Source organism: Empedobacter sp. UBA3475 (genome assembly GCF_002378465.1).
Taxonomy (GTDB): Bacteria; Bacteroidota; Bacteroidia; order Flavobacteriales; family Weeksellaceae; genus Empedobacter; species Empedobacter falsenii_B.
In genome coordinates this window covers 1-12,745 of sequence record NZ_DFRA01000031.1, presented here as the reverse complement: position 1 = coordinate 12,745, position 12,745 = coordinate 1, and the positions used below count along the sequence as shown (strand labels likewise).

The 12,745-nt window shown below is 31.5% G+C and carries 7 protein-coding genes; 4 read left to right on the top strand and 3 right to left on the bottom strand.

What is annotated here, in order from left to right:
* The first annotated feature begins 727 nt into the window (after positions 1–727).
* Genes B3I31_RS06985 through B3I31_RS06975 form a run of 3 tightly spaced genes read left to right on the top strand, consistent with a single transcriptional unit; the run spans position 728 to position 7,645 of the window.
* Complete coding sequence (locus B3I31_RS06985) at positions 728–3,685, top strand: SusC/RagA family TonB-linked outer membrane protein (RefSeq protein WP_291087804.1); 2,958 nt, start codon at positions 728–730, stop codon at positions 3,683–3,685.
* A gap of 28 nt (positions 3,686–3,713) precedes the next feature.
* Complete coding sequence (locus B3I31_RS06980) at positions 3,714–5,081, top strand: RagB/SusD family nutrient uptake outer membrane protein (protein WP_291087801.1); 1,368 nt, start codon at positions 3,714–3,716, stop codon at positions 5,079–5,081.
* A 59-nt stretch (positions 5,082–5,140) separates the two neighbouring features.
* The gene (locus B3I31_RS06975; protein WP_291087798.1) at positions 5,141–7,645 is read left to right on the top strand and encodes an alpha/beta hydrolase family protein; all 2,505 of its coding nucleotides are present in this window, start codon (positions 5,141–5,143) and stop codon (positions 7,643–7,645) included.
* Between the two features lie 39 nt (positions 7,646–7,684).
* On the opposite strand, the gene B3I31_RS06970 is transcribed toward B3I31_RS06975, so the two are convergent.
* From B3I31_RS06970 to B3I31_RS06960, 3 genes are all read right to left on the bottom strand, one after another.
* Positions 7,685–7,975, bottom strand: a complete 291-nt coding sequence (locus tag B3I31_RS06970; protein WP_291087796.1) for a DUF6520 family protein — start codon at positions 7,973–7,975, stop codon at positions 7,685–7,687.
* 75 nt (positions 7,976–8,050) lie between these two features.
* Positions 8,051–9,520, bottom strand: a complete 1,470-nt coding sequence (locus tag B3I31_RS06965; protein ID WP_291087794.1) for a DoxX family protein — start codon at positions 9,518–9,520, stop codon at positions 8,051–8,053.
* 28 nt (positions 9,521–9,548) lie between these two features.
* Positions 9,549–9,788 (bottom strand): hypothetical protein, encoded by a 240-nt coding sequence (locus tag B3I31_RS06960; RefSeq protein WP_291087792.1) that lies wholly within the window; start codon positions 9,786–9,788, stop codon positions 9,549–9,551.
* A gap of 346 nt (positions 9,789–10,134) precedes the next feature.
* Here B3I31_RS06960 and B3I31_RS06955 point away from each other — a divergent pair, with 346 nt between their 5' ends.
* The gene (locus tag B3I31_RS06955; RefSeq protein ID WP_291087789.1) at positions 10,135–11,772 is read left to right on the top strand and encodes a helix-turn-helix domain-containing protein; all 1,638 of its coding nucleotides are present in this window, start codon (positions 10,135–10,137) and stop codon (positions 11,770–11,772) included.
* Positions 11,773–12,745 lie beyond the last annotated feature (973 nt).

Here is a 12,745-nt window from a genome sequence, read left to right as displayed (position 1 = left end):
ATTAATAAGAATAAAAACGTAGAACGTTAAGCGTAAAACTTATAACGTAAAAATAAACCCCTTTCCCAAAAACAAAGTTGGCGCGATGTACTGGAAAAGGAGTGGCTTTTAAAACTAATGTTGAATTTTAAAAAACTTATGTAAAATTATGAAAGAGTAAACAGATTCACACTCTATCCCCCGAAGACAACACAATAAGAAAGTAAATGATCTTCATAAAATGTATTAGTGTTAATTTTTTTCATTTATTAATGTATTTTTTAAAACTGTTGGAGGGGGATATTTTAGGAGGAATATAGGATAAACAGGCACGAATGCGCGCGCGCGTGATAATAGAGATGAAATTCTAAATGGAATTTGCGATAATAAGAAGTTCTCTATTTATTGCTTTTTGCTTGATCAAAAAGTAATCAAAAAATCAAGTCTGTGCTTACAAGTCGGTCAATAACAGCTACTCGCTAAATGCTTTAGAACATTCGCATATGAAATGCGAACATAAATCATTTTTAACGCTCTTTACGCCGAATTGACACTCGACTTTTCAGCAATGACGGTTTATAAATTCATTGTTAAAAAAGGATTTGAATATTAATAAGAATAAAAACGTTAAGCGTAGAACGTAAAACATAACAAAAACCCCTTTCCCATAAACAAAGTTGGCGCGATGTACAGGAAAAGGAGTGGCTTTTAAAACTAATGTTGAATTTTAAAAAACTTATGTAAAATTATGAAAATATTTTACTTTAAACTCAATATACATACAATAAGTGTGTTATTGGGATTGGTTTGTGCAACACCATTGTTGGCACAAACAGGTAAAACCGTGACTGGAACGGTAAAAGAACTTCAAGTCCCATTAGTGGGCGTAATGGTAAAAGAGGAGGGAACTGATAATTCCACCTTTACCGATTCAAATGGAAACTATTCGTTGACCTTACAACAGGATAATGCAAAGCTAATTTTTGAACAATTGGATTTCCCTATTCGTGAAGAAGAGGTATTGAATAGAAGTGTGATAAATGTAAGTTTCACAAAAGAAGATGACGGGATTCAGCTAAAAGATGTGGTGATAAATGCAGGGTACTATGCTGTAAAAGACAAAGAACGTACGGGTTCTATTGCTCGTGTAACAGCTAAGGAAATAGAGAATCAACCGGTAGATAATTTTTTAGCAACGCTACAAGGGCGGATGGCAGGAGTAGAAATAACTCAAGAAAGTGGTGGTTCTGGTGGTGGATTTCAGATAAAAATACGAGGACAGAACAGTTTAAGACCCGATGCCAATCAACCTTTATTCATTATAGATGGCATCCCCTACTCTTCGGATCCTATTGGAGGTACATCTACCTCTGGAAACAGACCTTCTTTTACAAGTCCGTTATCTACGATTAATCCTGCTGATATAGAAAGTATAGAAGTACTGAAAGATGCCGATGCTACAGCTATTTATGGATCGCGTGGAGCAAATGGTGTGGTACTGGTTACAACTAAACAGGGGAAAATAGGTGCTACACAGGTAAGTATTCGGACATCGATGGGGTTAGGAAAAATTACACGTCCGTTGAAATTGATGAATACCGAACAATACCTTGATATGCGTAGACAGGCTTATGCCTACGATGGTATTTCTACTTATCCTACAAATGCCTATGATATAAACGGGACATGGGATCAAACCCGATCTACCGATTGGCAAAAAGAATTAATTGGAGGTACAGCAGAATATAACACGATACAAACTTCTATAAGTGGTGGTAACACCGCTTTTAATTATACCGTGAATGGTACACATCACGAAGAAACTACTGTTTATCCAGGAGCATTTAAGTATTTGAAAAATGCTGTTCATTTGGCTTTAAACTACAAGGCTAAAAAGTTTAATTTCTTATTTACGGGTAATTATAGCAATCAAAATAACAATCAACCTTCTACTGATTTAACAACTGTTGCAAGAGAATTAGCACCCAATGCTCCTGCTTTATATGATGAGAATGGACAATTGAATTGGGCAAATAATACATGGACCAATCCATTGGCAAGTTTAGAGTCTAAATTTCTATCAAAAATAGATAATCTAACCGCTAATATGATGTTGAGCTATGCTATTTTACCTGAATTAACTTTTAAAACCAATTTAGGCTTTACCCAATTACATAGCCGTGAGTTGAGAACTTTTCCGTCGACGATGTATAATCCTTCTTCTGGACAAGGTAGTGAATCATCAAGTGTAGAATCTAATCAAACTAATCGTTCTTCATGGATTATAGAACCTCAACTAAGTTGGGATAAGAAATGGAATCAACATCGTTTTTCTTTTCTTATAGGTGCAACTTTTCAGGATCAAACAACTGATAGGCTGTATTTAACTGCCGCTGATTTCCCTTCCAATGAAATGTTATTGTCTTTGTCTACTGCTGCTTTACAATTAATAGGCTTAGATGAAAAAACAAATTACCGTTATCAAGCTTTTTATGGACGATTGAATTATATCTTACAAGATAAATATATACTTAACGTAACAGCTAGACGAGATGGCTCGAGTCGTTTTAGTCCTCAGAATAGATATTCTAATTTTGGTGCAATTGGTGCGGCTTGGCTATTCACAAAAGAGGATTTTATAAAAAAAAATAGATGGTTGAGTTTTGGAAAATTGCGTGGTAGTTATGGAATTACAGGAAGTGATAATATTGGAGATTATCAATATTTAGATAACTATCAAACAACATCCAATCCATATAATGGGACAGTTGGGTTAAGTCCTATTCGTTTGTATAATCCCAATTATCATTGGGAGACGAATCGTAAATTAGAAGTTGCGCTAGAATTAGGTTTTCTACATGATCGTCTTAATTTTTCTATGGCTTATTATCAAAACAGATCAGGAAATCAATTGGTCGGAATTGCACTACCTACGACAACTGGTTTTTCTTCTTTTTCTGGAAATTTACCTGCAACAGTAGAAAATAAAGGATGGGAATTTACTCTTGGTTCCAAAAATATAACGACTAATAATTGGAAGTGGACAACAGAGGTTAACTTGTCTTTTAATCAGAACAAGTTACTTTCATATCCAGACCTCGAAAGCTCTGCTTACGCCAATACGTATGTTATCGGTCGATCTATTAACAGCATCAAACTTTATCAATACACAGGTATAAATCCTACAAATAATCAATATGAATTCTATGATTATGATGGAGATGGTAAAATAACTTCTCTAAAAGATCGAGTTGTACTCACTGATCTTAATCCTTCTTATTATGGTGGTATCGCCAATCAGATTCGGTACAAACAGTTGAGTTTAGATGTATTATTTCAGTTCGTAAAACAAGAACGACAATTGTACTTGCCAACAGCCATAGCTGGTACAATGACCAATCAGTTAGTAGACTATGGTATACCTATGCAACCATACAGTACTAAAAATTCTCAAATAGCGGCTAATTATAATTTAATGCGAAGTAGTACGCTTTCTATTGTGGATGCTTCTTACATCCGATTGAAAAACATTTCGATTACCTATGATATTCCTTTAAAAGATCATTTCTTGAAACCTCAAATCTTTCTACAAGGACAAAATCTATTTACTCTAACGCCTTATAAAGGTGGTGATCCCGAATTTAAGTACAACCGATTTCTCCCTCCTCTTCGTACCATCGTAATGGGAATGAAATTAAACTTTTAGTCTGATAAGAATAATAAAATTTAGCACAATGAAAAATATATATACGTTAAGTTTAACAGTCGTTATAAGCGTCTTATTCTTTAGATGCAATGATTTTTTGGATGTTGATGTTCCTACTTCTCAATACAATAGTGAGTTGGTTTTTGCTGATAAAAAGACAACAAATGCTGCGCTTATTAACCTATATGCAGATATGAGAGAAAAAGGTTTTGTAAGTGGGCAAATGAGTGCTTTTCCTGTTTCTATTGGTCTATATACCGATGAATTAGATTCGTATCAAATCAATCAAGTAGAATCTCAAAATTTATATAATAATACATTACAGGCAAATAGCGCCACTGTACTACAATATTGGTCGCAAACCTATTATCAGATTTATATGGCAAATGCTATTATAGAAGGATGCCAAAATAGTAAAGGCTTATCTACACCAGATAAAAATGGTTTTATAGGTGAAGCACTTTTTGTGAGAGCATTGCTCCATTTTTATTTAGTGAATACCTATGGCGATATTCCTTATATAAAAACAACGAATTATGAGTTGAACAAAAGTGTTTCTCGTTTAGAGAAAACAAAAGTGTATGAACAAATTACACAAGATTTAGACGTAGCTATACAGCTATTATCTTCACAAATAACACTACAACGTAATCGTCCTAATCAAGTAACTGCACAAGCTTTACTAGCACGTGTAGAATTGTATAAAGGAAATTGGGTAAATGCTGAAAAATGGGCTTCTACAGTAATTAATACTCCTTCTATAGAATGGCAACAAGATGTTAATCAAGAGTTTTTGAAAGAGAATAAATCGATTATTTGGCAAATTTCTCCTAAGCAAGCTGGTAATTATGCGTATGAAGGTGGTACGTACTATGTCGCAACTGGTCCTCCTACTTCTATTGCTTTAACAAAAGTAAATACACAGTTTGAACCAAATGATCTTCGTCAAAAAAACTGGGTAAGAGAAGTTACTAACGGTACAAGTACTTGGAAACATGCTTATAAATACAAACAAAGAACAAACTCTTCTTCAACAACAGAAAACTCGGTTGTTTTTCGATTAGCAGAACAATTTTTAATTCGAGCTGAGGCACGTCTAAAACAACAAAATAAAGTAGGTGCCTTACAAGATCTTAACAAAATTAGATCAAGAGCTGGTTTGCCTGCTTATATCGTATTGACTGATGAGGAATTTATAGAAGCTATTTTACAAGAAAGACAGCATGAGTTCTTCTGTGAATTTGGGCATCGTTTCTTTGATTTAAAACGATTGAATCTAATCGATCAAGTATTAACTCCAACAAAATCAAATTGGAAAAGCTATTGCCAACAATGGCCAATTCCTGAACAAGAAATATTAAAGAATTCGAATTTAACACAAAACACTGGATACTAATGAAAACAACTATATTGAAGCATCTTATTGTATTGATACACCTCTTGTTTTTATTTAACATGAAGCCTGTATTTGCACAGCTTACTCACCGAACAGTAAAAGAATCTGAATACGATAAATGGGGAAAAGTTATTGGTTCGCAAATTTCTGAAAAAGGGAATTGGTCTACTATTAGTATGTCTTACGCAACTACAGATACTGTATTTTTGATTAATAACTTGTCTAAACAACAAATAAGTATTGCTGGAATAAGAGAAGGTTCTTTTATGAAAGAAAATTCTTTTCTATGGTTAAAAAATAACAGTCTTTCTGTACTTAATTTGAAAACGCTAGAAAATATTAAGATTCCTGCTGTAAAGAAATATGTTGTTTCAATGGACAAGAATATTCTTATTTCCATAGAAAAACACAACAATGCACAACGAATTGTTTTGCGAGATATAAAAGGTAATAGCATAAAAACCATTGAAAATACGCGTAATTATAGTTTTGATAATGAAACAAATCGAATGGTTTATGAAAAAATAGTTAATACTAGTGTCTTTTTAGAATACATAGATCTTTCTCGCCCTTTATCATCGAATGCGGTAGCACATAAAGAAGCTGGTTCTTACATTAATTTTAAATGGAACGACAATGGTGTCGTTATATTATCGCAAAACGAAAACGCGTTGTCTAGCATTTGTTATTTTGATCTAAAAAGTAAAAACTTAGACTGTATGAATACTGATTTGATGGAAGACGAAATCGATCAAACATCAAATACATTGTATCTTTCTACTAATGCTGAATTCATTTATTTCAACGCCAAAAAGAAATTGGTAAACAGAACAACAAATGATTCTGTAGAAATATGGTATGGTTCGGATCAGCTAATCTATCCAATTAGAAAAATGAGAGATGAACGTGGTTATACCCCTTATACTTGGGTTTGGAATAGAGTAGAAAATACTGTAAAACAGATTACAGACGATGAACTACCTAATATACATTATTTATCGAATAGTAATAAGCTCTTATTATACAACCCATATCAAAACACAACAGATAATAAATTAATAAACGATTATGATGTTTATTTCTATGATTCGAAAACAGCTGTTAAGAAAAGAATTATTCAAGAATTTGATCCAAATACTCATTTATTCGGAAATGTAGGACAAACAGATGACTTTGTTTACTACTATGACAATAATTGGTGGTGGTATAATACAAAACTTGAAACAGCTACAAATCTGACTTCTTCCATACATGCCGAATGGGATAACAAGTTACTAGATGAAGGTTATCAACAAATTGCATGGGGAATTGCAGGAATCTCAAATGATAAACAATACCTCTATCTATATGACACCTATGATATTTGGAAAATAAATGTAAAGACATTAGCTTCTACTAAGTTGACAAAAGGCAGAGAGTCGCAGCAAGTTTTTCGTTTTGAGTTATTGACGAAATCAAAAAATACGTCGGATATCCGTCTTATTGACGAAACTAAGAACAACAGGTTGGTTATAAACGATCTAAATACAAGAATTAAATCTTATGCCATATTAAAACCTAATCATACAATTGATTTACTATTGACAAGTCATGATTTTTTATATACAAAGTTGCAACAAGCCAAGTTAACAACAGATTTTATTTACTTAAAAGAAGCCTATAATTTACCACCAGAATTGTGGTATAAAAAAGATATGAAAAGTGAACCAATACAATTATACGCAACGAATAAACAGCATTATCTTTATGATTGGGGAACATCCAAATTATTGCATTACACAACTATAGATGGAAAAAAATTAAAAGCCGCTATATTTTATCCACCGAATTACATGAAAGGAAATGTATATCCTACTATAGTTCGTGTCTACGAAAATTTGTCACAAACAGTAAAAGAATACCATAATCCATCGATGTATAACAACATAGGATTTAACGTATCAAATCTTACGCAACAAGGTTATATTGTTGTACTTCCTGATATGGTATATGATAAAGGTTTTACAGGTGCATCTGCTACAAATTCAGTTGTAGGAGTTTTGAATAAACTAATTGATGAAGGCGTAACTGAAAAAGGAAAAATAGGATTGATTGGACAGTCATTTGGAGGATATGAAACCAATTTTATACTTACACAAACCGATTTATTTAGTGCTGCTGTTACGGGAGCAAGTTTATTTGACTTGGTAAAAGACTATTTTTGGAATGAACCTTACGAAAAAACAGAAAGCTGGCGCTATGAAAATTTTCAATTTAGAATAAAAAAGCCATTTTTTGAAGCGCCCGAACTTTATATAAAAAACTCTCCTTTGTATCATGCAAGTAGAATCACAACACCAATATTGAGTTGGACAGGTAAAAATGATACTAATGTACCTCCTGAACAAACAATGACAATTTATACCGCTTTGAGAAAACTCAAAAAAAAGATTGTTATGCTACGCTATCCTGAAGCAAGACATTTTGTTACAAGTAAAGAAGATCAAACAGATTTGACAAGGAGAATAGAACAATGGTTTGCTTTTTATTTGAAAAACGAACCAAAAAGTAGTTGGATTAAATAACCTACAAATAAGAAGAGGTTCCTTTCGGAACCTCTATTTTTAATTAATTGGTTTATATAATTCTAAAACACACTGACCAACACCATTTTTTTGCCAAACTTGCTGTGGAGTTGCTTCTTCTGTCATACAAAGTTGATCTGTAGATACAGGTGTACAATCAACTTTAATTTCTTCACAATCTGTAGACGAACTATGTCGAATAAATCCATCGATTAAAGCAGCATCTTTGATAGATTCGTTGCTTTTTGTTTGCTGTGTAGCAAACGCTCCTATTCCAGCCAATAAAAATGCTGCAATAGGCAATACTGTTTGAAGTTTTAAATTTTTCATTTTTTGTATTTTTTTTGGTTTTAACCTACTATATTATACAGGTATTCGGTTATCCTCCTGCTATCGGCCGATAGTTTATTGTATGATTTTCGTATTAAGCGTATATACAACCAGTTGATTCTTTATAATTGCATATAAATTATTGTTGTTAATAATAAATTCATTTGTTTTTTGACGATTAACATCATAGAGATAAAAACTACCTTTATACAATTGTTTTTGATAATCATATATATCTACTGCAGAAGCTTGTTTCCATACTTGATTATCTTCAAATTGTCCTTTTTTAGTAGAATTTATATACAATAGACCATTATCTACCGCTGCTAAGCGGTTTACTACACTATTAGGATTTAATAATTTTTGCTGATTTTGCTGATTCGTTATAACTTTAAGTGGTGCTAAACGGGTGGTGTCTATTGTATGAGATCTAGTGATTACATCTAAATTTTTATTCGCAACTACATAATTGTTTCGATAATAGTATACATATAGAAATTTATTTTGTTGTAAATCAAACAACGGAATGCCATCTGTATCAAAAATCCCTTGTGTTACTTCCCCAAATATTGATGTAGTGGTAAATTGTTGAACAGAAGGTGCTAAATTATATCGTGCTAGTATATTTTGCTTTGTTTTAAAATCTTGCTTACGGACAAATAACTCGTCTGTTGAACTTATAACAGCTTTCGAAAAATAAAGGGTTGGATCTGTTGATAATACTTTAGCTTCCCATGTTTTGATATCCCCCTTAAAGATTACAGGAACAGTTCCATCTACTAAAAAGAAATGTGGAGATGAAATAAATATTTTAACTGTACGAAAAGGAAAGTCGTCTTGATCAATTTTAATTATTAGTTCACGAGATTGATAATTATCTAAATCTATTTCCGTTACATAAAGAGGTGCAAATCGATCTCCTAAGTATAGCTTATTGTTTGTAACGCCAATAAAATAGAGTGAATTATTTTTAAGCTTATAAGAATGTTTACCAATCACAATATCTTTCAAATATTTTCGAATAAATGGATTCTGTTTAGATATCTTTGCTTCTGATTGTAAGAATAAAATAACAACACAACCCGCACTCAAAATACCAATTACAATTAATTTCAAGAAAAGCTTTCGTTTTACACTTTCTCTTGTAATCATAATAGCAATGATGGAAAGACCAACAAAGACTACATTAAAAATTAAATGTTCTGTCCATCCCATCTTTTCTAAAATACCGCCACAGGAACATGGAATGAAATCGCTGTAATTTAATATCAGATAAATATAGACTGTAAATGCTATCATTAATCCGAACGAAGCATAAAGCCCAATTAATCGCCATCTTTTATAACATAGAAGTAATGCAATCACTATTTCCACAATAATAACTGCATAAGAAATAAATCCTGCATAAGCACTAAGTAATGGTGATTGAGCCAATTGAATTTGAAAATTCTCAAAATCCATCAGCTTGCTTACCGCCGCATAAATAAACAACACAATAAATAGGTAGCAGATGAGTGTTTGTATAAATGGATCGTATTTTCTCATCTTAATGTGTTTTTTAGTTTAAAGTGAACTACTCACCTCCTTCTTCAGTACGCTTGATATAAGGATCTTTGTCTTTTGGTGGATCAGCTTCTTCTTGAATAGAATTAGCAGTAACGACACAATCCAATTCTATATGTAAATCTGATTCGCGTTTTTGTTCTACAACAGATAAACCATCTGATCTTAATTGTGGAGCTTCCTCCTCCTCTATACATTGATAAAATAGGAAACTAATGATGCTAATGAATAAATAAGTTTTTGTTTTCATAGTCGTGTTTTTTAGGATTATTTATATTCTTAGCTTAAAATTAGAAGGCATAATGATTAAAACAATAAAGAAGCACGTCAAAAACATAAACACTATGTTAATTTTATAAAAGTGTCACCTGTAATCGTTTATATTATTAATAAACAATAAATTACCAAATGTTAATTTTTTAATTTACTATGAAAAAAATATCCTAACACGCTGTATAAATGTGTGAAATTTATAAATTCATACATTTCATGGAGTAATCGATTAGTGATTTGTGGCAATTTACAAACGTAATTCAATTAAAATAAGTAACTTACATGAAAATCTACTACTGTTTTCATCTAAAAAAACAATGCTTATGAAAACATCTATACCCCTTCTAATTGGATTTTTATGGCTTATTTTCAACATCGAAAATGTCTATGCAATTGATCAACTAAGCACACAAACAAATGACTTTCTAGTTCAGAGAATTGATTCATTTCAAACCAACAAGAACAATCCCGAAGTTTGGAAGTACATTAATGCTTATATCTTAAAGGCTAAGATTAGCAATGATGGCGAAACTTTATTCTATGGCTATAAAGAAGCTATTTACTATACACAGGATTATTCAACCAAATTAAAATATGCTGATAGTGCGATAGTTGTTGCTCAACAGACAAGGAATAATGATTTGATTGTTCAAAGTTTTCTTTCGAAAGGATTGGTTCATTATCAGTTCAAGAAATTTCAACCAGCCTTAAAAAATTACTTATTGGCTGAAAAGAAACTGAACAAGAAATCATCCACCTACTTAACATATAAAGTCCTTTTTAATGTTGCTTTAATTAAATTTCAATTAAAACAGTTTGAGGAGTCTCATGATCTATTTGCGAAATGCTCTTCTTATTTTGAAAAAAATAGTTCGGATATCAATCACCAAGCTTATTATTTAAATAGCCTTTATTATTCCGTTCAAATCTTACAGGCTCAACATAAATACAAAGAAGCTAATCAGCTTAATCATAAATGTTTGAAATTGAGCAAAGATTCGCAAAACGACTATTTTATTCATTATTTTACCTATTTAAAAGGAATTCAATTCTATTTAGAAAAAGAGTATCAACAGTCTATAGCCATACTAACAAATGAATTAGATTATTTAAAAGATCAACAAGATTCTAATACACTTAGTTTGGCTTATTTTTATATTGGTAAATCTTACGAAGCAATAAATGAAGTACAAAAAGCAGTGATATATTTTGAAAAAATAGATCAACTTTTTAATGAATATGAGTTTTTGGATAGCGATGTTCGTGCTGCTTACGAAACCTTAATCCATAATTCTGAAAATAATCGTAATTACCCAAATCAATTGTATTATATCAATCAGTTACTAAAACTAGATCATTTAACTCAGCAAAATACAGTAAAGCTTTCTCCTATTCTCCAAAAAGAATATGATGAAAAAGAACTATTAGAGTTGAAGAAAAATGTTGAATTCAAAATCACCATTTACCCTATTTTGATAGGTTTTGTGATCATTTTATGTTCAATCGGGGTATTGTATAGTTACAAACGTTTTTTCAAACAGCCTACTATAAATAAAAGGAAAATAAAAGATCCCTCTATTAGTGAGATTCCGACTGAAGTTGTAAATCATATTTTGAATCAGTTGAATGATTTTGAAATGAATCACTTATTTGTACAGAAAACTTTGACCTTAGCTCAATTAGCAAAATCATTTAAAACCAATTCTGCATATTTATCAAAGATTATTAATTCAGAAAAAGGAACTAATTTTTCAAATTACATCAATCAACTTCGAATAAATTATGTTCTTCATCTCCTAATGGATTCAGATCAGTATCATCAACATTCAATTGGTGATTTAGCAGAATTAGTTGGTTTTTCATCTTCTCGCCAATTTTCGAATGTATTCTTTCAAGTAACCTCATTTCGCCCTTATGAATATATAAAACAATTGAAATTCAATCTAAACAAAAACAATTAAAAAGAAAAGACATCTCGATACTTCGGTAGACTCTCAAACCGAGGTTCATTGCCCCTATTCAAAAAGATAGTAAATACCGTCACTTCGAGTGATTTTCAAAATGTAATGTAGAAAATTGTATCGAGAAGTTAGACATTTTAAAACAATTTTCGTCTTATTCTTCGACATAATCAATGTGACAAAATTCCTTATTAAAAGTGAATTTGAATATTGAAAAAAGAGTTAAAAATCCGACGATTTAGTATCGAAATGATAACGAATTTTAATAATGAAAAAGGGCGTAGAAACTGGCATTAAAACTCACACGTTAAGAAAATGGTTGAATGCAAAGTTAAAAAGATTTTAGCCCGTAGGGTTTGTAAAATCTTTAGTGGAATGAGAACATTTTTAGTAGAGAGGTTTACGGCCTTGACTTTTTGGTTACTTTTTAGTCAAGTAAAAAGTGACATCAAAGAAAATGAATACCTGAGCCACTCCGTGGCTCCTCCTCTTAATCTCAAATTTTTAATTTCAAATGTTTTTTTGGATGAGTTTCCCCGAAGGGCATATGAATACCAATAATTAAAATAAACAGGAAATGAATAAAAAAATGAAAGGAAGATATGACAAAAAAGAATATTCACCACATAGGTACATACAACTGACATAGAAAAGACATTTCGATACAATTTTCTTTTTCTATGAAACGAAAATTTACTCAATGTGACAACAAGAAAGAAAAAAACGTAAAACGTTAACCGTAGAACATTGACAATTCCAAATGGCAGGATACTCCCAACATCAAGGCAAGATAAAGGCAACATAGTGGCAGTAGAATGTATGTAAACGATTTTTGAATTGAGATGTAAGAATTGTAGTATGTAAAAAGTAGTATGTATTTAAGATTAAGAATGAGGTTCTGATCATAATTTACGATAATAAGAAGATAATTATTTTATTACGTTCATTTTTTGTCTTGACACAAAAACGAACC